This window comes from Vibrio satsumensis, from assembly GCF_050337435.1.
Taxonomy (GTDB): domain Bacteria; phylum Pseudomonadota; class Gammaproteobacteria; order Enterobacterales; family Vibrionaceae; genus Vibrio; species Vibrio satsumensis.
The window spans coordinates 321,819-346,130 of sequence record NZ_JAKJSX010000007.1 but is presented as its reverse complement, the minus strand read 5'-3'; the positions used below and the strand labels follow the sequence as shown (position 1 = coordinate 346,130).

Sequence of the window (24,312 nt, the reverse complement as noted above, 5' to 3'; positions counted from 1 at the left end):
TAATCAAAAATATTAGTTGATTAGGAAACTTATCCAAGATAAAAAGCTCTGAGTAATCAGGGCTTTTTTATTTTATAGACGGGATTAAATTCGTGAACTTTTTTGCAATGCTTAAAGACTTCTCTAAGGGACGTTTATCTTGGCTTTTACTGCTGGCTTTTATTGTCTTTTTTGAGGCATGCGCTCTCTTCTTCCAACACGTGATGATGCTTGGCCCTTGCGTAATGTGCATCTATGAGCGCGTTGCGATGCTTGCTATCGGTGTTGCTGCAATCATTGGTGCTATCGCCCCTCATAACCCAATATCACGTTGGTTAGGCCTTGCTGGCTGGGGGTTTGGCGCATACAAAGGTTTGACGCTGGCTTTAGAACATGTTGACTACCAGTTTAATCCGTCTCCTTTTGCGACTTGTGATCTGTTCGTGACTTTCCCAAGCTGGGCACCTTTAAACCAATGGGCTCCGTGGATGTTTGAGGCTTACGGCGACTGCAGCAAGGTTGTGTGGCAGTTCTTAGAACTTTCGATGCCACAATGGCTTGTGATTATCTTCGCGGGTAACTTAATTGCTTTCGGTTTTGTAGTGATTTCTCAATTCGTTAAATCAAAGAATGACTAACAATTAGCTCATCATCTTCAAAAACAAAAAAGTCGACCCAAAGGTCGACTTTTTTATTACTTAAATTTTGGGCACTTAAAGAAAGTCTGTTATTCACTCAAGCTAAGTTACTCAACAATCCGAGGTTAGCTGTTTTTACCGCAGCATTGTTTAAACTTCTTACCACTCTCACAAGGGCACAGGTCGTTTCGACCAATATCTTTAAACGGGTTCACGCTCTGGGATTTATTGCCCAGCATCGCTTCATCCGCTGCCATAGCCACTTCTGAAATCATCAGATCGACTTGACCCACTAAATCGGCAAGCGATGGTGGGTTAGTAAGCCCTGCAGCGATCATTTGTTGTTGAGTTTGTTCTTCATCAATCGCCAACATCAACGTTGTTAGGAGCGCTTGCAACATTCGCAAAGTGCCATCCGCAACGGTCACGCTCTGCCACTGCTCTTCCACTGTTGGCCAAACCATCATGAAGCCTTCAGAAAAATCGGCGAACTGCTCGTTAAAGTCACCTTCAGCCAAGACGTCTGTCAGTAAATATTCATTACGCTGAATCAGGTTGTGCTGACGGTTAATCTGTTCTGTAACCGTTGTTACCAGCTCTTTACCCGCTTCGGGCGCTACGATAGCAATCCATTCTTCAGGATCGAGTGGCTTTGTCGCTAAGTTAGACGCAAGGATTGCACCTTCCATAAACTGCGGAGTAATATCTGTGATTGATTCTGGTAGGCTTAATAATTGATATGTCATGAAAGCTCTGGATATTGGGCATTTTCGATATTATAACGCCATACTCACCAAGATGTCGCCAACCACTTTCCTCTGTTTTCTCGCAAACAAACTTACGCAAACCATTGCTATTCAAATATCATCGACATTTTACTTATTTCGCTTTGATAATCAGAATATTGGGTGTAAAACGCCCACTGAAACATTCAGTTACATACAGGCGTATTCATCATGAAATCAAAGTCCCAAGGTTTTACATTACTCGAACTTATTGTGGTGGTCGTTATTTTGGGTGTATTAGCGGTAACCGCTGCGCCTCGTTTTCTTGGTGTTCAGCGGGATGCTCATGAAGCATTGGCGCAAGGTGCGTTTTCAGCATTTAGAAATAGTATCGATATGTATCACTCGCAATGGCTTGTCGATGGTGAGCCTACTTTTGATCAAGTGGTGAATTATGGTGAAGGTGATGTATATCCGTCAGAAACTGGGTTTCCAATCTCAGTTCTTGATACTCCGCCAGCTGAGACTCCACAAGTTAGCGGTGACCAATGTGTGGCACTTTGGAACTCTTTGATTGATTCTGATTTGGTCGCTCGTTCTCAATACGATACTGGCTTTATTTTGCCTTCTGATGAAGCCATTGTTAGTTGGTATACTGGAACACCCGAATGCTATTACTACTACACTCCAAGCTTTACAAGCTCTGAACGTTTACCCATTCTCTATTATTCACCAATTACCGGAGAAATAAGAGTAACTCGAGAAATGGCGAACACCGCTCCTTAGTGACAATCTAACTAACACGCCGTACAATCACGCCTCGAATTTTTCGGTTCACTCAGTTTCGGGCCACTCATTTTAGGTAAAGCAACATGCGCGTAATACTTGGCCCTATGGAGGGCGTTCTAGACCATCTAATGCGTGAAATTCTCACAGAGATTAATGATTACGATCTCTGTGTAACAGAATTTGTGCGCGTCGTTGATCAACTTCTTCCTCCACATGTGTTCCACCGTATTTGCCCTGAGCTGCATCAAGGCTCTCAGACCATGGCTGGTGTGCCCATCCATCTCCAGCTTTTAGGGCAACATCCAAATTGGATGGCCGAAAATGCCTTTCAAGCTGCTAGCTTAGGCGCTAAAGGCATTGATCTTAATTTTGGTTGCCCAGCAAAGGCGGTCAACAAAAGTAATGGTGGTGCGTCACTGCTTAAAGAGCCAGAACTCATCTATCAAGTGGTGAAGTCTTGTCGAGAAGCGGTACCTGCACATATTCCCGTGTCCGCAAAAATCCGATTAGGTTGGGAGCACCCGGAAGAGTGCTTTGAAATTGTCGACGCTATCGAGCAAGCAAAAGCTGACGAACTCACCGTGCATGCAAGAACCAAAGTTGGCGGCTATAAAGCCAGCGAAATCAAATGGGATTACATCAATCAAATAAGAGAAAAAACTTCTCTACCGTTGATTGCTAATGGGGAAATCTGGAACTATCAAGATGGTCAAGATTGCATAGAAGCAACAGGCGTCGATTCATTGATGGTCTGCCGCGGTGCTTTCAATATTCCAAACCTTGGTAACGTCGTTAAGCACAACCACCTGAAAATGCCGTGGGATAAAGTCATTGAACTTTTGCTGCGCTATTCAGAGTTTCAAATTAAAGGGGACAAAGGTATGTACTACCCCAATAGAGTGAAGCAGTGGTTTGTTTATTTAAGTAAAGGCTACCCTGAAGCGAACGAACTGTTTAAAGAAATTCGTACTTTCAAGAAAGCGCCACCGATTGTAGAGCGTCTTCAACGTTATCAAGAAGAACGCCGCCAACCTGTTTAAGATGAGGCGCTTAACGATTCAACAGTGTGGCTAAAATTCGAGACGGTCTTTACCCGCCGTCTTAGCCACGTACAGCTTTTCATCAGCGTACTTAAATATCTCATCGAAATTAAGTTTACTCTGCTTTGTTTCCACAATGCAGACGCCTCCAGAAATCGTAAAGCCATTTGGGACGATATCTGATGATTTATTGCAAACTGCAGCTTTCACGCGCTGTAACGTTCTAATCATCGTATCACGGTCATCACCTTTCAGGTAAACAACGAACTCTTCTCCGCCAAACCGTGCTGCAACATCACTGCTTCGTACACTGTTACTTATCTGACGTGACATATAACGAATCACATCATCACCCTTGTCGTGACCGTAGGTGTCGTTAATTAACTTAAAATCATCGATATCAAATACAGTTAAGGCAAACAGTTGATCGTGCTCTACATTACGCCAGAATGCTTCTAACCCGCGGCGATTCAATAAACCTGTCATAGGATCTTTGGCTGCGAGATCTTTGAAGTAACCACGTTCTATATTGGAATTGACGTAAAAGAAAATAGTTACAGAGAATAGATACACGATGATGGCAACAATAAGGCTGTCTTTCTCGTAGAGAAAAAAGTGCTCCACTTCTTTGGCAAAGTCCAATTCGTAATACATGGCATGATGGGATGCGACACCTTCTAGGTTAATCTCATGGTAGAAAGCCGCACTATCAATCGGCGCAGAGCGAGTAGTATCGATAATATCTATCCGACCAGCCAGATGCCCATTAGAATTCTCAAGCAACCTGCCAGCATTAATATCTACCGACAGCATCCCTTGGTGAACCCCTTTATGGAATACAGGGATGGTCATACTGATCATGCGGTCAAGGGAATCAAAGCGATAACCAGGGCCAGAGAGCGTGAGCTGGTCAGGGTTGTTGGCAGTTTTCTGCCAGTAAGGACGACTCTTTATAGTCGAGAGCAGCTCTTTACTGAGTCCTTTGGCAAAATCTTCCGGCGAAGAGATCACATAGCCACTCGTATCAATAAAGTGCACGCCGTCGTGGTATTCATCAAGCTGAGATAAAAATGAAAGAATAGGAGCTAGAGCTATCTTTTCTGAGGCGCTCTTGTAGCTATCACTGGTTTCGGAACAAAGGGATTCTTGGCCGACCAGCATATAGTCGATATCGACAGAAGGAATGTCTGAAGTTTTACCGTCCGCGAGGAGTAGCACATCAATAGGCCAGATTTGGCAAAGCCCATCCACAACTTGTTTGTTGTGATCGAGAAAGAGAGGGTTTCCGGATTTGTAGTAGTTGGAGAAGCTGTAATCTAGAGCAGTCACCACTTTTGTGGTTCTTTTGAACACCTCTTCGATACGATGGAACTCGCTGTCGATGTCTTTTTTAACCGAATCAAAATGGTTCTTTCCGATTAAGCCAAGCAGCATCGTCGCGATCACCGCGGGAAACCCGAAGATAAAGGTAAGGCTAAAGTGCCTATTTACTTTCATATAATTTGCTCTTAGCGCTCAGCTATTTTCATTTACCCCATTAATATTATTACATTAATTGTCATTTCCCACGAGGTAAAAGAGTGTAAATTGATATGAATCGATCTTTCCCATTCACTCAAAACTTTAAAAAACTAGCCCAGACTAAGCAGGACTAGTCTTGAGTGATTTAATCCAGTTTATTGACGACGTCAAAAATCATCGACTGCATCGCTGGAATAACAATATCTGCGGTACCGTTACAGATCAAAACACGTTCTATTCGACCAAGCAAAGCGACCAGCTCACCTTGCTCTTGTCCAAGCATCCACACAGGCAAAGACAACAGCTTTTCATCTTGGGATAAGTTCAGCACAACCAGTGTCTTTTCGCCCTTAAGACAGCGCGTAAACACTAAAGTCTCAGTATCACAATATAACTCTAAGTAGGAGCCACTTTGTAAGCTGTGACGTTCTGTTCTTAGTTTTATCAACGCTTGATGGAATGGAAACCAAGCCGAAGAGTGTTCCTTTCCCCAAGGGAAGCATCTTCGGTTATCCGGGTCTTGCCCGCCTTCCACTCCCACTTCTGTCCCGTAGTATAGACACGGGGTTCCGACATAGGTAAACAGTAAAGTCAGCGCCAACTTTTGTTTAGCCTGGTCGCCACCCAGTAGCGTCAGTAGTCGAGCCGTATCATGACTGTCCAGTTGATTTAACTGTGATAGCTGATTCAGCCATGGAACCTTCGCCCTCGCTTCAGCTAACCAATCAGAGAAATCTAACATATCAATTTCAATCGGCTCGTACGCGATGTCTTGCTTAGCCAATAGCGCACGTACTGGGTGAGCAAAACCATAATAGTTCATCGATCCGTCTTCTTGTGCCCCCTGTAACCACGATGTAGCCTCGAAGAAGTGCTCTCCTAATATGTAGGCTTCCGAATTCTCTGCTTTTGCTGAATTTCGAAATGCTTCCACATAATGCGCATTGTTATAAGCGCCCTCACCCTCGCCTAACATGTGAATCACATCGAAGCGCCACCCATCGACATTATAAGGTGCTTTCAACCAGTGCTTTATCACAGAGTCTTGTGACTGGTATATGTAATCCCGCACGGAAGCGTTGGAAAAGTTTAAGACAGGAAGAGAACTAATCCCTTTCCAACCGACATATTGTTGAGGGTTGTCAGGGGCGAAAAAATAGTAATCGTGAAATGCCGAGCCTAGGTGGTCATAGGCACCCGATCCTGTCACTTTCAGCTTATCGAACCAAGGGTGCTCGACAGAGGTGTGATTAAACACAGCATCCAGAACGATTCTCATATCACGTTTGTGGATGTCATTTGAAAGTGCAGCGAACTCGTCATTGGTTCCGAAATGCGAGTCGATGTTGTAGTAATCCGTCGTATCATATTTATGATTACTAGGGGACTGAAAAATTGGATTGAGATACAGAGCGGTGATACCTAGGTCTTGTAGATAATCTAACTTGCTATGAATGCCTGCGAGATCGCCACCGAAGAACTCCGCAGCACCCGTTCCATTATGTCCTTCAACAGAGTCACCCCACTCTTTCACCACGACATCTAAGGTGTTGTCTTTTAAGCGATATTCCCCAGCTTTAACACTGATACTCGGGTTACCGTTACAAAAACGTTCTGGGAAGATTTGGTAGAAGACCTGCTCCGACACCCATGATGGTGGTCGGTGATGGGCATTAAACTTGAAATGAAACTCACGGCTAGGAACGCGACTATGTATACCCCTAGCATCAAGCCAGTGCTGTCCGTTTGAGTCGACTAACTTGAATACATAATGAGTAATGTCTCTGTCTGAATTAACTGGAAAAGAGACTTGCCACACCGTCAAGCGACCTTCAGTACCGACTTTGATCATATCAAGCAGATACTCTTCGTTATCCGGCTCATGCCTCAAGAGAACTCTATTCCAGTCATCACGTTCAGACATTATTGTTACGGTTAATACGCCATCTTTTTCATAGAAGTAATCAGAAGTTTGGGCATGAAAGATAAATGGTTTCATAGCGTTTCTCGAGCAATGTTCAATTTGCTTAAGATATGAAAAATTTCATTGACCACAATGAGAAAAATAACATCCGTTAAAGTAGATCACGTTTTGTAGATCCACTTTGTTTTCAGTAAGTCGATATCTCTCAAAATGAACAAATGAATTGCTCGTTTTTTATAGGGAGATCTAATTTAGAATTGTTATATCAACGACTAACTATCGCACGATCGATCACAGACTGAGGTACAGTCACGCCAAGCTTACGAGCAGCATCTAGGTTCACCACCAGCTGAGAACTCTGCGCAGTTTTGACACTCAACTTCCCTGGCTTCTGTCCGTTAAGAATTGCAGCCACATAATCCGCAGTTTGAATCCCAACATCATAATAATCTAGGCCTAAACCAGCAATCGCCCCCTTGCCCACATAAGACGTCGCTCCTGCAACCACAGGTGTGCCAGCTTGGTTTGCAGCGTCTATCAGCCCCTCCATACCGCTAGCAACCGTATTGTCGGTCAACGCATAGATAACATCAGATTTCTTCGCGACGGATTCGGCTTTTGCTTCTACATCATCGATAGTCAGCACTTTTTCAGTATGAAGTGTATACCCGAAGTCTCGGGTCGCCTTTCTCAATAACCCAACTAACGCAACGGCATTCGCTTCGGCAGGGTTATAAACGACACCGATTGAACTAGCCTCAGGAAGAAGCTCTTTGATCAAAGATACATGTTGGACGATTGGCGAGAGATCAGAAAGACCCGTGACATTTCGGCCCGGCTTATCTAACTGTTTGACAAGCCTTGCACCGACGGGGTCAGTTACTGCGGTAAACACAATTGGTATCGAGCGAGTTGCTGAAACCAAAGCTTGAGAAGTCGGTGTTGCGATACCAACGAGTACATGTGGGTTTTCACTGACCAACTCTCTGGCAATCTTTGCTGCCTGAGCCGGGTTGCCATCAGCCATTTCATAGGAAAATTCTAAGTTCTTACCGGGTTCAAAGCCTTTAGCTCTTAATCCTTCAAGAAGCCCTAAGCGCGTTGCATTCAAATCTGGATGATCGACAACTTGTGAAACCGATACCTTGGCAATATTTGCTGCCACGCTACTAGCCCACATCAACAGACAACCACTCAACGCAGCCGTTAATACTCTTCTTACAGAACCCATAATACTCCCTTCATCAAGCGCTCGTTGTTATTGCTCGATCTAGAGAGAACACAACATTAAATTCACTATTGATATTATTACCAGTAAGTTTTGATGACTTGAAGTGATATTTAACAAAAACACAACAAAGCTCGAATTATGCGTCAAAAGGCTGGTTGGGTTGAATCCGTAGGTAAGAAATGAAGTGAATAACAAGAGGCAAATGAAACGAACAGCAAAGAGTAAGATAAACAAAAAGTGTGATGGGAACGAATCTGAGAACATGCCATCAACTAAATATAGCTGTTCTCAGACGATAGGGAGCCGTGAGGTTTTCTTAGAACCAACGTTCCATTGAAGATTTGTCTAACTGACGGAATGCGCGATTCAAGATAATCGCCAATTCCTTATAACGAGGGCGCGACTTCATCGGTTCTAACGCAAAACCCGTTTCAGTGATCTTTTCATGCAATTCACGGTACCAAGATACTAGCGCCGGCGGAAGTTGTGTATTTGAGCGATTGCCCAACCACCACATGCCTTGAAGCGGCAAGCTGATTGCAAACAAAGCCATAACCACAGCCTGTGGCATCGCTTGGTAATTATTAAAGACCATTTGTGTAAGAACACTAATAGCGGCAATCGCAGGCATCACTTTCACGCCAAAACGCGTCGCTTTAATAATGCGCTGTTCTGGGAAGATCGCGTTTAACTCTTTTCGGACGGGCCAGAGATCCATGTACTTTTGGCCATCTTTTAAACTACTAGCTAAACCAACTCTATTGCTCATATGAGTCTCCCATTAAAAAAAAGTTGAAACCATCAACTAAAAACACAAAAATTTGACGAAAAATAATATTCTTTCAAATTTTTTTGTTATATTTGCACAATATCGCTATTATTTGCAGACCTCAATCTCATTGTTGCCCTTATTTACAATTTAAGCAACTTTGGGAAGACTTCTGCAAGGAATGCACAAGCCTCTTTTTGATAAAGAGCGCTTTCACTTTATACGGAAATTAACGTTTTTTTGACCAAGGTTAGTACGCAAGCCTATGTGCTTCGACTATTCTTGAGATTAATTTTCATCCTTAACTGATTTCGATCAGAAAAATAAACAGGTAGTCATTAATGTCTAAGCTAGTTTTAGTTTTAAACTGTGGTAGTTCTTCTCTTAAATTCGCTGTTGTTGATGCAGAAACAGGTGCAGAGCACCTAACTGGTCTTGCTGAGTGTCTAGGTCTTCCAGAAGCTCGTATGAAGTGGAAACTTGATGGCAAGCATGAAGCACAACTAGGCGCGGGCGCAGCTCACGTAGAAGCACTATCTTTCATGGTAGAAACTATTCTTGCTTCTAAGCCTGAGCTTAAAGCTAACCTTGGCGCTATCGGTCACCGTATCGTACACGGTGGCGAGCAGTTCACTTCTTCTGCACTTATCACTGATGAAGTTCTTAAGGGTATTCAAGATGCTGCGACTTTCGCACCTCTTCACAACCCAGCTCACCTTATCGGTATCGAAGCAGCTCAACAGAACTTCCCTGGTCTACAAAACGTTGCTGTATTTGACACTGCGTTCCACCAAACTATGCCTTCTGAGTCTTACCTATACGCTCTACCGTACAACCTGTACAAAGAGCACGGCATCCGTCGTTACGGCATGCACGGTACTTCTCACCTATTCATCACTCGTGAAGTTGCAGGCCTACTAAACAAGCCAGTTGAAGAAGTTAACATCATCAACTGTCACCTAGGTAACGGCGCTTCTGTATGTGCTATCAAGAACGGTCAATCTGTAGATACTTCTATGGGTCTTACTCCTCTTGAAGGTCTAGTAATGGGTACTCGTTGTGGTGATCTAGATCCTGCGATCATCTTCCACCTACACGACGCTCTTGGTTACTCTGTTGAAGAAATCAACAACATGCTAACTAAAGAGTCTGGCCTAGCGGGTCTAACTGAAGTGACTTCTGACTGTCGTTTCGTTGAAGACAACTACGGTGAGAAAGAAGAAGCAACTCGTGCAATGGACGTGTTCTGTCACCGTCTAGCTAAGTACGTTGCTGGCTACACTGCAACTCTAGAAGGTCGTCTAGACGCAATCACTTTCACTGGCGGCATCGGCGAGAACTCTGGCCCAATCCGTGAAATGGTTCTTAACCGCCTAGGCATCTTCGGCATCGAAGTTGACGGTGAAGCTAACCTTAAAGCTCGTTTCGGCGGCGAAGGTACTATCACTACAGCTAACAGCCGTATCCCTGCAATGGTTATCTCTACTAACGAAGAGCTAGTAATTGCTGAAGACACTGCGAAACTAGCAGGTCTTTAATTGATTTTCCTGACTAGCTTCACTAGAAGCTAGTCAGTTTTTCATATTAAGAAAATGGGGCTCAACTTCTATTCCTACCCCAATTTAAATATCGGTGGGAATAGCAGTTGAGCTTTTTTTATTTCCAATAGTCAAAGGTGTTCGTCAATGTCACGTACTATTATGCTTATCCCTACAAGCGCTGGTGTTGGTCTTACTAGTGTTAGCATGGGTGTTCTTCGCGCTATGGAGCGTAAAGGCGTAAGTGTTTCTTTCTATAAGCCAATCGCTCAACCTCGTAGCGGTGGTAACCAACCAGATCTAACGTCTACTATCATCAGCGCAAACAGCGACATTAAGATTGGTGAGCCAATCGCAATGACTAAAGCTGAAGCTTTGATCGGTAGCGAGAAAATGGACGTACTTCTTGAGTCTGTTGTTGAGCAATACAACAAAATCAACAAAGACGCAGAAGTAACGCTAATCGAAGGCCTAGTACCTACTCGTAAGCACCCATTTGCAAACCAAGTAAATGCGGAAATCGCAAAAACACTTGGTGCGGAGATCGTATTCGTTGCGACTCCTGGTACTGACAACCCTACGCAACTTAAAGAGCGTATCGAAGTAGCATGTTCTAACTTCGGCGGTACTAAGAACAAGAATATCAAAGGTGTAATCATCAACAAGCTTAACGCTCCTGTTGATGAAGCTGGTCGTACTCGCCCTGACCTATCTGAAATCTTTGACGATGCAGACACAGCTCAGCAAGCGAACCTTGAAGTAATGCAAATCTTCAACTCAAGTCCTATCCGTGTTCTTGGTTGTGTGCCATGGAGCATCGACCTAATCGCAACTCGTGCGATTGATATGGCTAAGCACCTTAATGCTGAAATCGTTAACGAAGGTGAGATTGCTACTCGTCGTATAAAGAGCATCACTTTCTGTGCACGTTCCCTACCGCACATGATTGAGCACTTCAAACCAGGTTCACTGCTAGTAACTTCTGCAGACCGTCCTGACGTTATCGTTGCTGCGGCTCTTGCTGCGAAAAACGGTGTTGAGATTGGCGCAATCCTACTTACTGGCGGTTACGACATTCCAGAAAGCATTGCTAACCTTTGTGCACCAGCATTCGCTTCAGGTCTACCGATCTTCAAGGCTCAAGGTAACACTTGGCAGACGTCTCTTAACCTACAGAGCTTCAACCTAGAAGTTCCTGCAGACGATAAAGAGCGTATCGAGTTCGTTAACGATCACGTTGCAAGCCACATTGACGGCCCTTGGATTGATTCTCTATCTGAAGGTACTCAAGGTATCCGTCGTCTAAGCCCACCAGCATTCCGTTACCAGCTAACTGAATTTGCTCGTAAAGCAGCTAAGCGCATCGTACTTCCTGAAGGTGATGAGCCACGTACAGTTAAAGCTGCGGCTATCTGTGCTGAGCGCGGTATCGCAACGTGTGTACTTCTAGGTAACCCAGAAGAAATCCGTCGTGTTGCTGCACAGCAAGGTGTTGAGCTTGGCGCTGGCGTTGAGATCATCGATTCTGCATTAGTTCGCGAAAACTACGTAGCTCGTCTAGTAGAACTTCGTGGCGCTAAAGGTATGACTGAAGTTGTAGCTCGTGAGAAGCTAGAAGATTCTGTATTCCTCGGCACTATGATGCTTGAAGCTGGCGAAGTTGACGGCCTAGTTTCTGGTGCTGTTCACACTACGGCGAACACTATCGTTCCTCCGTTCCAGATCATCAAGACTGCTCCTGATGCTTCTATCGTATCTTCAATCTTCTTCATGCTTCTGCCTGATCAAGTTCTTGTATACGGTGACTGTGCGATCAACCCAGATCCAACAGCTGAACAGCTTGCTGAAATCGCTATCCAATCTGCAGATTCTGCTGCGGCATTCGGTATCGACCCACGCGTTGCTATGATCTCTTACTCTACAGGTGAATCTGGTAAGGGTGCAGACGTAGATAAAGTACGTGAAGCAACGAAGCTTGCTCAAGAGAAACGTCCTGATCTAGTGATCGACGGTCCTCTACAGTACGATGCTGCTATCATGGAAAACGTTGCTGCTTCTAAAGCACCAAACTCTCCAGTAGCTGGTAAAGCGACTGTATTCGTATTCCCAGACCTAAACACGGGTAACACGACTTACAAAGCTGTACAGCGTTCAGCAGATCTAGTATCTATCGGTCCAATGCTTCAAGGTATGCGCAAGCCAGTAAATGACTTGTCTCGTGGCGCTCTAGTAGACGACATCGTTTACACAGTAGCTCTAACGGCTATCCAAGCAGACCAAGCCGCTCAAGCTGAAGAAAAAGTAATTAACTAATTGCTGTTTCTACTATGCAAAACCCTCGCCACTCGCGAGGGTTTTTTATTTGTACTTATCTATTTTTTCAAATTAGACCTATACCACTTAACTAATATCATCTACTAAAAATACGTATATTAGAGATTTCTTTAAATTTAGTTGCTAGTATTTAGCGACTAATGACTCATCATGTAAATTATGCTGCCATCTATCAGTGCCCAAAAAAATCAAGTTCTTACCGTTGCGTGCGTGACACTCGGTGTTATCTCTCTTGGCTTAGCAGGCCTTAATTACCTTTATATAGGTGCGCATACTTTCGCAGCTATTGAATTGATTTTCTCACTGTTCTGCTTTTATGTACTTGTTGAAAGTAAGAAAAATATAATTAGAAGTTGGCACTACCCAAGCATCGCTGCATTTTTTACATTTATCATCATGTATGGATTGACCGTTACAAAGGTGTCCTCTGCTCTTATTTTGTGGACATTCTGTTTACCACTTTTGTATCACCTTTTTTTCAATCGCTATGTTGGCTCCCTTTTAACCTTGGCAGTTCTGGTTACATGCTTAACTGTCGTGAATCAAAACCACGTCCAAACAAATCCTTTTGCGTTTCTTAATTTTTCTCTGCCTTATATAACGGTATGGATCATTTCATTTGCTTATGAAGAAGTAAGAGAACGGGTTCAACATAACCTCCAAACTCTAGCACTCACGGACTCCCTAACCGAGGCCAAAAATCGGCTGTGCCTATTACACGACGCGAGCCATGAGTTAGCCCACCTACATAACCTCTATTTGTTCCATTTCGACTTAGATCACTTTAAAAAAATAAACGATAGTTACGGACATAGTTGTGGAGATACGGTTCTCAAGTCTACATGTGAGGTGATTCAAGAAACAGCAGGCTCGGATAAACTGTATCGTGTTGGTGGTGAGGAGTTTTGTATTGTATTTGAAGCATCAGATGCAGACAGTGCTTTTCACTTCAGTGAGATGATTCGTAAATCTATTGAAAAGAACATAATTTACGACAACGAACACTCACTAAACGTGACGATTAGTGGAGGGTTAGTTCCTTTATCTCTTTCTGAACATAGCGTTGATACAGCGCTTCAACAAACTGATAAAGCACTATATCAAGCGAAATCAAATGGAAGAAATCAAGTGATATTAGCTTAACTCATCACGTCTATGCGGGGAATCTAAATCCAAGTTAGGCCCAACAGGGACAACTTGAGTTGGATTAATACCTGCGTGGCTGTAATAGTAGTGACGCTTAATATGATAAAAGTCGGTCGTTTCTTTGATGCCTTCGATCTGATACAGCTCTTTTAGGTAGCCCTGGATATTTTCATAGTCCGCAATTCGCTGCTTGTTACACTTGAAGTGACCCACATACACTGCATCGAATCGGACCAAAGTGGTAAACAACCGCCAATCCGCCTCTGTAATCTCATTACCTGCCAGATAACGGTGCTCGCTAAGATGGGCATTCACTTTGTCTAACGCTTCAAATAACGCGTCATACGCTTCTTCATAAGCCTCTTGTGTTGTCGCAAAGCCGGTACGATAAACGCCGTTATTGATGTTCGGATAGATGTAGTCGTTCCATTCGTCAATCTTGCTCGCCAATTCCCATGGGTAGTAATCATCGGTGTTACCTGTTAACTCATTAAATTCTGAATTGAACATGCGGATGATTTCAGACGACTCATTGCTCACGATGGTGTTGGTTTTCTTATCCCATAAAACAGGAACCGTGACTCGACCTGAATAGTCCGGTTTGGCTTGGGTGTAGATTTGGTGCATGCGAGTGTGACCGAACAGAGGCTCAGGCAAACCCATTTGCCACCCTTCACTCATCATATCAGGGCAAACTACTGTCACATCGATGTGATCGGTTAGGTCTTTCAGTTCACGGAAGATCAGCGTGCGATGCGCCCACGGACAAGCTAACGATACGTATAGGTGGTAACGACCACTTTCTGGCTCAAATTGCGCTCCGGCTTTATTTTCAACCCAGTTGCGAAAGCCCGCATCCTCACGAACGAACTTACCACCGCTTTCTTTGGTGTCGTACCACACATCGTGCCAAACACCTTCAACTAACTTGCCCATATCCAAACCTCTGTGATGCTAACTTTTCTCTAGTATAAAAAAAGCCAACTTTTTCAAAACTAGAAGAAGTTGGCTTAGTTGTTCGAATATTTTGATGAAGCTTGTTGAGCGAACCAATAAGCCTAAGACAAAAAAAGCGCGACTCTAATAACTAGTCGCGCTTAAGCCTGTCACAGGCTGAACCGTTTTAAATAGGCTCTAGACTTGTACGTGCAAGCAAGATACTGCGTGAACGTCATCGCCTTGAATCGTTGGCTTAGTTTGCGCACACGCCTCTGTTGCTTGCGGGCAACGAGTACGGAACACACAACCTGATGGCGGGTTGATTGGTGACGGTAGATCACCTTCCAGCATCTGAATGGTTTTGCTGCGCTCTAAGCGTGGGTCTGGAATTGGAACTGCAGACATCAACGCTTTGGTGTATGGGTGCTTAGGATCAGAGAACAATGCATCTGATTCGCCAAGTTCTACCGCGTTGCCTAAGTACATCACCAACACGCGGTCAGAAATGTGTTTAACAACCGACAAATCGTGTGCGATGAATACCAAAGACAAACCTAACTCTTTTTGTAATTCCTTCAAAAGGTTAACTACTTGAGCTTGGATAGATACATCCAATGCCGAAACAGGTTCATCACAGATGATCATCTTAGGTTTTAAGATAAGAGCACGTGCGATACCGATACGCTGACACTGACCACCAGAGAACTCGTGTGGGTAACGGTTGATTACGTTTGGTAGTAGACCAACCTTTGCCATCATCTCTTTAACTCGGTCCTTCACTTCCTGTTTAGAAAGTTCTGGGTAAAAAGTCTCTAGAGGCTCGGCAATGATGTCACCAACAGACATACGCGGGTTAAGCGATGCCAGTGGGTCTTGGAAGATCATCTGAATCTCTTTACGAGTTTCACGACGCTGCACTTCCTGCATTTTAGTTAGGTCTTGGCCTAACCACATGACTTCGCCGTCTGTCGCTTCAACCAAACCAATGATTGCACGAGCAAATGTCGATTTACCACAACCAGACTCACCTACTACACCCAGCGTTTCTCCTTCGTAAAGGTGAATATCAACGCCATCAACAGCTTTCAGGTTTGACGGTTTTGCCCAAGGCCACGCTGATTTAGCTGCGATGCTAAAGTGAACTTTCAGGTCTTTAATATCTAATAATAACTGCTTATCTACACTCATTTTGTCCAAGTCTCCCAGTCAGAAAAACAAGCACGCTGACGGTCATTACCAAATGGCGTCAAAATAGGTGCTTCTTGCTTACAACGGTCCATTACACGGTGACAACGGTCTTGGTAAGGACAGCCTGTTGGCAGGCGAAGTAAGTTTGGTGGATTACCTGGAATAGTCGGTAGAATTTCACCTTCTGTATCCAAACGAGGAATCGCTTTCAGCAGGCCTTCAGCGTATGGGTGGCTTGGCTCGTAGAAGATTTCATCAACCGTGCCGTACTCCATTGTACGACCAGCGTACATCACAAGTACCTTGTCACATGAACCTGCAACCACACCCAAATCGTGGGTGATCATGATGATTGCCGTGTTGAACTCATCTTTCAATTCGTTCAGCAATTCCATAATTTGCGCTTGAATAGTTACATCCAAAGCGGTTGTTGGTTCATCAGCAATAAGCAATTTAGGACGACACAATAGTGCCATTGCGATCATCACACGCTGACGCATACCGCCAGAAAATTCGTGTGGGTACATAGTGATACGCTTGCGTGCTTCAGGGATTTTAACCGCTTCAAGCATGCGTACTGATTCTTCAAACGCCTCTGCTTTACCCATGCCTTTGTGCAGCATAAGTACTTCCATCAACTGATCACTTACTTTCATGTAAGGGTTCAGTGATGTCATCGGATCTTGGAAGATCATCGCGATCTGTTCAGCTCGAACTTTGTTGAGCTCTTTCTCTGGAAGGTTAAGAATCTCTTTACCTTCAAACTTCGCGCTACCCGAGATGATACCGTTCTTAGCCAGCAGGCCCATGATAGAGAATACAGTTTGTGATTTACCTGAACCTGACTCACCCACGATACCCAGCGTTTCGCCTTGATTGAGTGAGAAGTTCAGATCGTTTACTGCGGTTACGATACCATCTTGCGTGGTAAATTCGACGCGCAGATCTTTGACATCTAATAAGCTCATTATTGCTTCCTTAATCTTTTATAGCTTTTAATTGCTATTTCTTTATCTGTCTTTTGGATCAAGCGCGTCGCGCAGACCATCACCTACGTAGTTAAAGCAGAACAGCGTAACTACCATGAATGCCGCAGGGAACATCAATTGCCAGATAGCAACTTCCATTGTTTGCGAACCTTCTTGAAGCAATGCGCCCCAGCTTGTCATAGGCTCTTGAACACCAAGACCAAGGAAAGATAAGAATGATTCTGTAAGGATCATGCTTGGAATAAGCAGCGTAGAGTAAACCGCTACGATACCCAGTACGTTTGGTACGATGTGACGTGTAATGATCTTCCATTTGCTCACACCACATACGTGTGCTGCTTCAATGAACTCTTTACTACGTAAGCTCAGCGTTTGACCACGTACAATACGCGCCATATCGAGCCAAGCAATCGCACCAATAGCAACGAAGATAAGGATGATGTTACGACCAAAGAATGTTACTAGAACGATAACTAGGAACATGAATGGAACCGCGTACAAGATCTCTAGGATACGCATCATCACTCGGTCAGTACGACCACCGATGAAGCCAGAAGCTGCACCGTAAAGCGTACCAATAAGTACCGCTACGAAGGCACCCATCACACCAACCATTAGTGAGATACGGCCACCGATAAGCGTACGAACGTACAAGTCACGGCCTAAACTATCAGTACCAAACCAATGATCCGCGTTTGGACCCACGTGCATTGCGTACCAGTCAGTATCATCATAAGTGTACTGAGCTAGCATCGGTAAGAAGATAACTGCCAGTACCATAATAGTAAGGATGAACAGGCTGACCATCGCAGCTTTGTTACGCATGAAACGAATGCGTGCATCCTGCCACAAACTACGACCTTCAATCTCTAAACTCTCAGAGAACTTTTCGATCGCTTCTAAATTTTCTTTTTTCTTCAACATAACCAGTCCCTGTTAGTAGCGAATTTTCGGGTCAATCAGCGCTAGCAAAATATCAACGATTGCGTTGAACAAGATGAATAGGAAACCAATCAAGATGGTTACACCCATTACTAGCGAGTAGTCACGGTTAAACGCGGCGTTAACAAACAGCTTACCGATACCTGGTAGACCGAAGATGGTTTCAACAACAACTGAACCTGTGATGATACCTACGAATGCAGGGCCCATGTAAGAAACAACAGGCAGCATTGCTGGCTTAAGTGCATGTTTTAGAATGATGTAACGGTAGCTTAGACCTTTTGCACGTGCAGTTCGGATAAAGTTACTGTTTAGCGTTTCAATCATGCTACCACGAGTAATACGAGCAAAGGTTGCTACGTAAAGAAGAGACATCGCGATAACAGGCAGCACGATGTACATGAATGTACCGCCATGCCAACCACCTGCTGGGAATATGTTCCAGTGCAGGGAGAAAAGGTAAATAAGCGCCGGTGCCAACACGAAAGATGGCATTACCACCCCGAGCATGGCGGTCGACATTATGGTGTAGTCGACCCAGGTGTTGTGCTTCAAGGCAGCAATCGTCCCGACAGTGACCCCCATCAATAGTGTGAAGATAAAGGCAACGAAACCTACCTTCGCAGATACTGGAAGTGCAACCGCGATCAGCTCATTTACTGTGTAATCTTGGTACTTAAACGAGGGGCCGAAGTCACCTTGTAAGATATTTGTCAAATACGTGGTGTATTGTTCAAATACTGGTTTATCTAAGCCGTATTTAGCTTCGATGTTAGCCATAACTTCTGGCGGTAATGGACGTTCGCTTGAAAACGGGTTACCCGGTGCGAAACGCATGAGAAAGAAAGATATAGTGATCAACACCAACATGGTTGGAATCGCTTCAAATATCCTTTTCATAATGAATTTAAGCATAAACTCACTCTTTCAGTCTGTGACAATTAAAATTAGAAAGACGCTACATGCGCGCCCTGCGCATGTAGTGCCTGTATCGTTATAGTTATATTAACTTTTTAGAATCGAAGCTTATTATTGAGCTTTGATGTATAGGTCTTTCGAGAAGATCTTGTCTTCCGCGTTGTTGATTGGGAAACCACCAACATGCGGGTTAAGTAGACGAGATTTAACGTATTGGTAGATAGGAGCGATTGGCATGTCGTTTGCCATTAGCGCCTCAGCTTCTAGGTAAAGTGCTTTACGCTCTTCTTCTGAAGTTGAGTTAAGTGCTTTATCGATGATCTGGTCGTAAGCCGCGCTGTCGTAGTGAACACCACCGGTAGTGTTGTTACTCTTCATTAGCGTTAGGAACGAAGACGCTTCATTGTAGTCACCACACCAACCAGCACGTGCTACTTCGAAGTCACCAGAATCTTTAGAAGATAGGTACGTTTTCCACTCTTGGTTCTCAAGTGTTACAGAAAGACCCAGTGTTTTCTTCCACATAGAACCTAGCGCTACAGCAATCTTCTTGTGGTTCTCTGAAGTGTTGTAAAGCAGGTTGAATTTAAGTGGGTTGTCTTTACCGTAACCCGCTTCTTCAAGAAGACGTTCCGCTTCTGCGTTACGCTCTTTCTGAGACATCTTGCCGTAAGCAGGTAGCTCAGGATCGAAGCCAGCTGTGATTTCAGGCGTTAGGAAATACGCAGGTTTTTGACCTTGCGCTAGGATAGCACCTGTTACGATATCACGGTCGATCGCGTAAGAGATTGCTTGACGAACACGAACATCATCAAATGGTGCTTTCTTCGTATTGAAGATGTAGTAGTAAGTACATAGGTTACCCGCTACAGATACATCTTCTGCGTACTCTTTTTGAAGGCGCTTGAAGTGCTCAGTTGGAAGTTCGTTTGTGAAATCGATTTCGCCAGATAGGAAGCGGTTCATTTCCGCTACTTGGTTTTCGATTGGTAGGAAGGTTACTTTATTTAGAACCGTCTTATCGTTGTTCCAGTATTGGTCGTTACGCTTAAGTACTAGACGCTCGTTAACAACCCATTTATCAACAGAGAATGCGCCATTGCCAACAAAATGCTCTGGCTTAGTCCACTGGTCACCGTATTTTTCAACAGTCGCCTGGTGTACTGGCTTCATTGTTGTGTGGCCCATCATCATTACGAAGTATGGTACCGCTGTTTCTAATTCAACAACAAGCGTGTTTGCATCTACAGCTTTAACGCCTAGCTCACTCTTGTCTTTCTTACCCGCTACGATGTCCTTCGCATTCGCCATCTTGGTATATTCCATGTACCAAGCGTATGGAGAAGCCGTCGCAGGATCGACTGCACGTTTCCAGCTGTATACGAAATCTTGAGCTGTTACAGGATCGCCGTTAGACCATTTTGCGTCTTTACGTAGGTGGAAAGTGAATGTTTTGTTGTCTGTCGTTTCCCAGCTTTCAGCAACACCAGGGATAGTATTACCTTCGCCGTCTTGGTTCACTAGACCTTCAAGGAGATCACGGATTACGTGAGATTCTGGTACACCTTGAGATTTGTGTGGGTCAATAGTAGCAACTTCAGTACCGTTACCGCGAACAAGTTCTTGAACTTTTGCTAATTCTGTACCTGCTGGAACTTCAGCAGCGATAGAAAGAGTAGACGTGGCAGCCACTGCCAAACCAGCACCTAGAAGAAGGGCCTGAGTGATTTTATTCTTGTACATTTAATAAACTCCAAGTTTTCCGTATTGCATCCATGACTTCTTTGCTAGGTTCACTGAACGGCAGTGATTTAGATTTATTTAGCTCAAAATTTAAGCATAAAAATCTAAAACCTTACAAAGATTGAGGCACACACTATCAACCATTGAAGTAATTTGCCATAAACAAGTCGCAAAAAATCGGATAATTCTCCGAATTACTTAAGGTAATAGTGTAAATCTCTAATAAAAACCTAATGAATAGTGAGTTACACATAAGGATTAATTAAAAAACAGCCTTTAGTGTTGATGTATCTGTATTGATACTTTTTTTTAGCATCTTATGCTAGAACACCGCCAGCAAATTAACATTAATGCCACATGAAATCTAATTGCACATCACATATCCCCTAAATAGACTCCACTATTTGTGAGGGTTATCACTTTATACAAAACAGCATAATGCACTGCACCAAAACGGAAAATTCGATGCACTAATTCAGACAAAACTGATGGTTGAATTTATATGCAACAGCAGTGATTAACAATTTATTGAAGCGCTGGATGTTTATAAATTAATTGGTGGCGGGTACAAAAAAACCGACCTAAGTGGTCGGCTTTTGACTGTCTCATATATAAATGAGTAAATGTTGAAGCAACATCACTTTAAGAGAAATTACTTCTCCCAGCGCTCTGCTGCTTTTGCATCTGAATCGCGAGAATCGACCCAACGAGTCGCCTCGGTGGTACGTTCTTTTTTCCAAAACGGCGCTGTGGTTTTCAGGAAGTCCATAACAAACTCACAAGCTTCAAAGGCAGCACCTCGGTGCGCACTTGATACACCAACGTAAACAATCTGGTCACCGATATCTAAGTCACCAACTCGGTGAATCACTCGCATCTTCTGGATAGGCCAGCGCGCTTCAGCTTGATCACAGATCTCGCTCAACGACTTTTCTGTCATACCCGGGTAGTGCTCAAGAGACAAACCAATCACGTTATCGCCGAGGTTCATGTCGCGAACTTTACCTACGAACGTCACAATCGCTCCGGCAGCTGTACCTTGAGCCAAGTAGCCGTATTCGTCGCCTACAGAGAAATCCTCTGCTGTCACTAATACTCTTGGATCCATGCTTAGCCTCCAGTGACAGGTGGGAAGAAAGCCACTTCGTCGCCGTCTTTCACTTCAGTCGTCAAAGGTACGATTGATTGGTTAAGCGCAGCTAGAAGCTTGCCCTCTTCCAAAGCGATATCCCATTTGCCTTCTTGTGCTACAAGGTGGCTGCGAATCGCTTCAATCGTCTTGAACTGTGCATCAACTTCAACGCTGTCCACACCAACAAGTTCACGAGTTTGAGCAAAGAAAAGAACTGTAATCATGATTCCACCTTAAAGTGACCAGATTTACCACCCGTCTTCTCTAACAGGCGTACATTCTCGATAACAATGTCTTTCTGAACAGCTTTACACATATCGTAAATCGTTAACGCAGCAACAGAAGCAGCCGTTAGCGCTTCCATTTCTACGCCAGTCTTACCAGCAAGCTTACAAACAGATTCGATGCGAACCTTGTTTTCAGACTCGATAGCTTCAAGCTGCACTTCTACTTTGGTTAATAGTAGAGGGTGACACAGTGGAATCAGATCCCACGTCTTTTTAGCCGCTTGAATACCAGCAATACGTGCCGTTGCGAAAACATCACCTTTATGGTGGCTACCAGAAACAATCAGCTCTAGTGTTTCAGCAGACATTTTTACGAAAGCTTCCGCTCTCGCTTCACGTACTGTCTCAGCTTTAGCCGATACATCGACCATGTTTGCTTCACCAGACGCGTTAATGTGTGTAAATTGGCTCATGCTCAAACCGCCTTATACAGAAAGATGTGGCATGAAGTTGCAAGGACGGTGGCTAGCATCCATCTGTTGCTTGATGATCTTAGTCCAACCCGTGCGGCAAGCACCTGTAGAGCCTGGCATCGCAAAGATTACTGTGTGGTTAGCAAAGCCCGCAATCGCACGAGATTGAATGGTCGATGTACCGATCTCTTCGTAAGATACTTGACGGAATAGCTCACCAAAGCCTTCTACTTCTTTGTCGAATAGTGGCTTAAGCGCTTCAGGCGTGCTGTCACGAGAAGTGAAGCCCGTACCGCCAGTGATCATGATCGCTTGTACACTTTCATCAGCGATCCACTTAGATACGATCGCACGGATCTTGTACATGTCGTCGATAACGATTTGCTTATCAACAACGTTGTGACCCGCTTCTTTAGCATGTTCAGCTAGGTAACCACCTGACGTGTCATTTTCTTCTGTACGCGTATCTGAAACCGTTAGTACTGCGATGTTTGCTGCTTGGAATTTGCTTTCTGCGTGACCCATTTGTTCACCTATATAAATTTTTCAATTATGAGGGCGTGTTGGCCTTTCGTGATTAAATTTTGTTCGAGATAAAAGCGTTTTAATCGCGGCGAGGGGGAAGTAGCCTAGTCATTCTAAGCAAATCTCCCTCAACAAAGAGTAAAACGCTTTTAGCCGAACCCTTCGGGCAGCGTTTGCTGGTCATTTCTACTACGTTATCGACTTCTCATGTAGGCTAGCTACACATCAAAGCCTCTGCCTTGTATAAATACCCAGCAACTCGCTGCAAAAATCAGCTCGAAAGAGCAACACGCCCTAGACTGATTCGCCCAGCCTAATGAAGCTGAGCGATAAAATGCTTTAGAGTGTATAGCGGGTTAACCGCCGATTGACGCCAAGTTTGGAGTCATGCCGCTGTTGCCATCATGTAAGAAGTGGCTAACGGACTTGGTTTGAAGCTGAGCCTGAATTCGATCAATGAGCTCTTGCTCTTGTTGATCTTCTTGAATCAGATCTCTCAGTTCAACACCGTGGTCGCCAAACAGACATAGGTGAAGTTTACCTGTCGCAGACACGCGCAGGCGGTTACAACTCTCACAAAAGTCTTTCTCGTAAGGCATGATCAAACCAATTTCACCCTTGTAGTCTGGGTGGACAAACACTTGTGCAGGGCCATCATTAGCGGCTTTGACTTTTAGTAGCCAACCGTTAGCAATAAGCTGATTGCGAATCGCAACGCCCGATACATGGTGTTTATCAAACAACTCGTCCATCTCGCCGGTTTTCATCAGCTCGATAAAACGTAATTGAATAGGTTTGTCTTTGATCCAATTAAGGAAGGCTGGTAATTCCTGACTGTTGAGGTCTTTCATCAATACAACGTTGACTTTGACTTGTTCATAGCCAACCTCAAACGCTTTATCAATACCTCGCATAACCTCGGTAAACTTATTCTCACCAGTGATCTGATGGAACATACGTGAATCTAAGCTATCCACGCTGACGTTTATATGGGTTAAACCAGCATCACGCCACTGCCCTACTTGTTTCTCCATGCGATAGCCGTTCGTTGTCGTGGCTACTTTTTCGATGCCTGGAGTAGAAGCAACGGTATGTATGATTTCAGGAAAGTCTTTACGCAGACTCGGCTCTCCGCCTGTAATGCGGATCTTTGAGGTACCACAATCTGCAAACGCTTTTACAACGCGTTTGATCTCTGGAACACTTAAAAAAGACGAGTTTTTTTGCCCTGACGGTTTATAACCATCCGGCAAGCAGTAAGTACATTTAAAGTTACAGACGTCTGTAACCGACAAGCGCAAGTAATAAAACTTGCGATGGAATCTATCTTCGAATTGTTGCGCCACGGAACACCTTTCCAAACACGGGAGGCATAATCATTTCCAATTAAGCCCTTGTGACAACATGTCACTGGCTCTTGATGCGTATCGGTACAGCAAATACCACTGTGCGACTTAGCATGCGAGAGCTCGGAGTTATGGCAACCGCACGTTATATTCACACGTGCAGTAGCTGAGTAATAAAATACTTAATATTTGTACGTGAATCTAGCTCTGATGGTAAAAAACGGGTCACATCGGCAAAAAAAACGTATCAAACGCT

At 44.1% G+C, this 24,312-nt stretch carries 22 protein-coding genes and 1 riboswitch; of the genes, 6 read left to right on the top strand and 16 right to left on the bottom strand.

Going from position 1 to position 24,312, the window contains the following annotated elements; genetic code table 11:
* Positions 1–107 precede the first annotated feature (107 nt).
* The gene (gene dsbB, locus L4C44_RS10840; RefSeq protein ID WP_428805017.1) at positions 108–617 is read left to right on the top strand and encodes a disulfide bond formation protein DsbB; all 510 of its coding nucleotides are present in this window, start codon (positions 108–110) and stop codon (positions 615–617) included.
* 125 nt (positions 618–742) lie between these two features.
* On the opposite strand, the gene L4C44_RS10835 is transcribed toward dsbB, so the two are convergent.
* A complete protein-coding gene (locus L4C44_RS10835) occupies positions 743–1,363 on the bottom strand; it encodes a YecA/YgfB family protein (protein ID WP_061018518.1) in 621 nt (206 codons plus the stop codon).
* Between the two features lie 210 nt (positions 1,364–1,573).
* Between L4C44_RS10835 and L4C44_RS10830 the strand changes: the two genes are divergently transcribed.
* Both L4C44_RS10830 and dusC read left to right on the top strand, forming a co-directional pair.
* The gene (locus L4C44_RS10830) at positions 1,574–2,128 is read left to right on the top strand and encodes a prepilin-type N-terminal cleavage/methylation domain-containing protein (RefSeq protein ID WP_285953205.1); all 555 of its coding nucleotides are present in this window, start codon (positions 1,574–1,576) and stop codon (positions 2,126–2,128) included.
* 86 nt (positions 2,129–2,214) lie between these two features.
* A complete protein-coding gene (dusC, locus tag L4C44_RS10825) occupies positions 2,215–3,171 on the top strand; it encodes a tRNA dihydrouridine(16) synthase DusC (RefSeq protein ID WP_428805003.1) in 957 nt (318 codons plus the stop codon).
* A gap of 30 nt (positions 3,172–3,201) precedes the next feature.
* On the opposite strand, the gene L4C44_RS10820 is transcribed toward dusC, so the two are convergent.
* The 4 genes from L4C44_RS10820 to yfbV form a co-directional block, all read right to left on the bottom strand.
* Positions 3,202–4,668: a GGDEF domain-containing protein gene (locus tag L4C44_RS10820; protein WP_285953204.1), complete on the bottom strand. Its 1,467-nt coding sequence runs from the start codon at positions 4,666–4,668 to the stop codon at positions 3,202–3,204.
* A gap of 169 nt (positions 4,669–4,837) precedes the next feature.
* On the bottom strand, positions 4,838–6,691 hold the full coding sequence (gene malZ / locus L4C44_RS10815) for a maltodextrin glucosidase (RefSeq protein WP_428805002.1): 1,854 nt from the start codon (positions 6,689–6,691) through the stop codon (positions 4,838–4,840).
* A gap of 190 nt (positions 6,692–6,881) precedes the next feature.
* Positions 6,882–7,847, bottom strand: a complete 966-nt coding sequence (locus L4C44_RS10810; RefSeq protein WP_146492234.1) for an ABC transporter substrate-binding protein — start codon at positions 7,845–7,847, stop codon at positions 6,882–6,884.
* Positions 7,848–8,163: 316 nt separating this feature from the next.
* Positions 8,164–8,616, bottom strand: coding sequence for a terminus macrodomain insulation protein YfbV (gene yfbV / locus L4C44_RS10805; protein WP_017099049.1), 453 nt, complete (start codon positions 8,614–8,616; stop codon positions 8,164–8,166).
* 341 nt (positions 8,617–8,957) lie between these two features.
* On the opposite strand from yfbV, the gene L4C44_RS10800 reads away from it, so the two are divergent.
* The 3 genes from L4C44_RS10800 (at position 8,958) to L4C44_RS10790 (ending at position 13,631) form a co-directional block, all read left to right on the top strand.
* A complete protein-coding gene (locus L4C44_RS10800) occupies positions 8,958–10,154 on the top strand; it encodes an acetate kinase (RefSeq protein WP_017107306.1) in 1,197 nt (398 codons plus the stop codon).
* A gap of 147 nt (positions 10,155–10,301) precedes the next feature.
* Positions 10,302–12,467 (top strand): phosphate acetyltransferase, encoded by a 2,166-nt coding sequence (gene pta, locus L4C44_RS10795; protein WP_285953202.1) that lies wholly within the window; start codon positions 10,302–10,304, stop codon positions 12,465–12,467.
* A 180-nt stretch (positions 12,468–12,647) separates the two neighbouring features.
* Positions 12,648–13,631, top strand: a complete 984-nt coding sequence (locus L4C44_RS10790; protein ID WP_146492236.1) for a GGDEF domain-containing protein — start codon at positions 12,648–12,650, stop codon at positions 13,629–13,631.
* Here L4C44_RS10790 and L4C44_RS10785 read toward each other — a convergent pair.
* The 11 genes from L4C44_RS10785 to moaA form a co-directional block, all read right to left on the bottom strand.
* The gene (locus tag L4C44_RS10785) at positions 13,623–14,570 is read right to left on the bottom strand and encodes a glutathione S-transferase family protein (RefSeq protein ID WP_146492237.1); all 948 of its coding nucleotides are present in this window, start codon (positions 14,568–14,570) and stop codon (positions 13,623–13,625) included. The two genes, L4C44_RS10790 and L4C44_RS10785, sit on opposite strands and share 9 nt — an antisense overlap.
* Before the next feature lie 198 nt (positions 14,571–14,768).
* The gene (oppF, locus tag L4C44_RS10780) at positions 14,769–15,761 is read right to left on the bottom strand and encodes a murein tripeptide/oligopeptide ABC transporter ATP binding protein OppF (RefSeq protein WP_017632507.1); all 993 of its coding nucleotides are present in this window, start codon (positions 15,759–15,761) and stop codon (positions 14,769–14,771) included.
* Positions 15,758–16,729, bottom strand: coding sequence for an ABC transporter ATP-binding protein (locus L4C44_RS10775; protein ID WP_048659733.1), 972 nt, complete (start codon positions 16,727–16,729; stop codon positions 15,758–15,760). Before L4C44_RS10775 ends, oppF begins: the two co-directional genes overlap by 4 nt.
* A 42-nt stretch (positions 16,730–16,771) precedes the next feature.
* A complete protein-coding gene (gene oppC, locus L4C44_RS10770; protein ID WP_428805001.1) occupies positions 16,772–17,674 on the bottom strand; it encodes an oligopeptide ABC transporter permease OppC in 903 nt (300 codons plus the stop codon).
* 12 nt (positions 17,675–17,686) lie between these two features.
* Complete coding sequence (oppB, locus tag L4C44_RS10765) at positions 17,687–18,607, bottom strand: oligopeptide ABC transporter permease OppB (RefSeq protein ID WP_017062174.1); 921 nt, start codon at positions 18,605–18,607, stop codon at positions 17,687–17,689.
* 114 nt (positions 18,608–18,721) lie between these two features.
* Positions 18,722–20,353, bottom strand: a complete 1,632-nt coding sequence (locus L4C44_RS10760) for an ABC transporter substrate-binding protein (protein ID WP_327783651.1) — start codon at positions 20,351–20,353, stop codon at positions 18,722–18,724.
* Positions 20,354–21,005: 652 nt separating this feature from the next.
* Positions 21,006–21,461, bottom strand: a complete 456-nt coding sequence (moaE, locus tag L4C44_RS10755; protein WP_327783650.1) for a molybdopterin synthase catalytic subunit MoaE — start codon at positions 21,459–21,461, stop codon at positions 21,006–21,008.
* A gap of 2 nt (positions 21,462–21,463) precedes the next feature.
* Positions 21,464–21,709: a molybdopterin synthase sulfur carrier subunit gene (gene moaD / locus L4C44_RS10750; protein ID WP_017632501.1), complete on the bottom strand. Its 246-nt coding sequence runs from the start codon at positions 21,707–21,709 to the stop codon at positions 21,464–21,466.
* The gene (gene moaC, locus L4C44_RS10745) at positions 21,706–22,185 is read right to left on the bottom strand and encodes a cyclic pyranopterin monophosphate synthase MoaC (RefSeq protein WP_017093480.1); all 480 of its coding nucleotides are present in this window, start codon (positions 22,183–22,185) and stop codon (positions 21,706–21,708) included. Before moaC ends, moaD begins: the two co-directional genes overlap by 4 nt.
* 12 nt (positions 22,186–22,197) lie before the next feature.
* Positions 22,198–22,710, bottom strand: a complete 513-nt coding sequence (gene moaB / locus L4C44_RS10740) for a molybdenum cofactor biosynthesis protein B (protein WP_004734027.1) — start codon at positions 22,708–22,710, stop codon at positions 22,198–22,200.
* A gap of 356 nt (positions 22,711–23,066) precedes the next feature.
* Complete coding sequence (gene moaA, locus L4C44_RS10735) at positions 23,067–24,056, bottom strand: GTP 3',8-cyclase MoaA (RefSeq protein ID WP_102339796.1); 990 nt, start codon at positions 24,054–24,056, stop codon at positions 23,067–23,069.
* Positions 24,045–24,197, bottom strand: a riboswitch (molybdenum cofactor riboswitch). It overlaps the preceding gene by 12 nt.
* Positions 24,198–24,312 lie beyond the last annotated feature (115 nt).

Excerpts from the sequence above, each read along its gene's own strand:
- dsbB (WP_428805017.1), top strand. The coding sequence starts at position 108 with ATGCTTAAAGACTTCTCTAAGGGACGTTTATCTTGGCTTTTACTGCTG.
- L4C44_RS10835 (WP_061018518.1), bottom strand. The coding sequence starts at position 1,363 with ATGACATATCAATTATTAAGCCTACCAGAATCAATCACAGATATTACT.
- L4C44_RS10830 (WP_285953205.1), top strand. The coding sequence starts at position 1,574 with ATGAAATCAAAGTCCCAAGGTTTTACATTACTCGAACTTATTGTGGTG.
- dusC (WP_428805003.1), top strand. The coding sequence starts at position 2,215 with ATGCGCGTAATACTTGGCCCTATGGAGGGCGTTCTAGACCATCTAATG.
- L4C44_RS10820 (WP_285953204.1), bottom strand. The coding sequence starts at position 4,668 with ATGAAAGTAAATAGGCACTTTAGCCTTACCTTTATCTTCGGGTTTCCC.
- malZ (WP_428805002.1), bottom strand. The coding sequence starts at position 6,691 with ATGAAACCATTTATCTTTCATGCCCAAACTTCTGATTACTTCTATGAA.
- L4C44_RS10810 (WP_146492234.1), bottom strand. The coding sequence starts at position 7,847 with ATGGGTTCTGTAAGAAGAGTATTAACGGCTGCGTTGAGTGGTTGTCTG.
- yfbV (WP_017099049.1), bottom strand. The coding sequence starts at position 8,616 with ATGAGCAATAGAGTTGGTTTAGCTAGTAGTTTAAAAGATGGCCAAAAG.
- L4C44_RS10800 (WP_017107306.1), top strand. The coding sequence starts at position 8,958 with ATGTCTAAGCTAGTTTTAGTTTTAAACTGTGGTAGTTCTTCTCTTAAA.
- pta (WP_285953202.1), top strand. The coding sequence starts at position 10,302 with ATGTCACGTACTATTATGCTTATCCCTACAAGCGCTGGTGTTGGTCTT.
- L4C44_RS10790 (WP_146492236.1), top strand. The coding sequence starts at position 12,648 with ATGCTGCCATCTATCAGTGCCCAAAAAAATCAAGTTCTTACCGTTGCG.
- L4C44_RS10785 (WP_146492237.1), bottom strand. The coding sequence starts at position 14,570 with ATGGGCAAGTTAGTTGAAGGTGTTTGGCACGATGTGTGGTACGACACC.
- oppF (WP_017632507.1), bottom strand. The coding sequence starts at position 15,761 with ATGAGTGTAGATAAGCAGTTATTATTAGATATTAAAGACCTGAAAGTT.
- L4C44_RS10775 (WP_048659733.1), bottom strand. The coding sequence starts at position 16,729 with ATGAGCTTATTAGATGTCAAAGATCTGCGCGTCGAATTTACCACGCAA.
- oppC (WP_428805001.1), bottom strand. The coding sequence starts at position 17,674 with ATGTTGAAGAAAAAAGAAAATTTAGAAGCGATCGAAAAGTTCTCTGAG.
- oppB (WP_017062174.1), bottom strand. The coding sequence starts at position 18,607 with ATGCTTAAATTCATTATGAAAAGGATATTTGAAGCGATTCCAACCATG.
- L4C44_RS10760 (WP_327783651.1), bottom strand. The coding sequence starts at position 20,353 with ATGTACAAGAATAAAATCACTCAGGCCCTTCTTCTAGGTGCTGGTTTG.
- moaE (WP_327783650.1), bottom strand. The coding sequence starts at position 21,461 with ATGGATCCAAGAGTATTAGTGACAGCAGAGGATTTCTCTGTAGGCGAC.
- moaD (WP_017632501.1), bottom strand. The coding sequence starts at position 21,709 with ATGATTACAGTTCTTTTCTTTGCTCAAACTCGTGAACTTGTTGGTGTG.
- moaC (WP_017093480.1), bottom strand. The coding sequence starts at position 22,185 with ATGAGCCAATTTACACACATTAACGCGTCTGGTGAAGCAAACATGGTC.
- moaB (WP_004734027.1), bottom strand. The coding sequence starts at position 22,710 with ATGGGTCACGCAGAAAGCAAATTCCAAGCAGCAAACATCGCAGTACTA.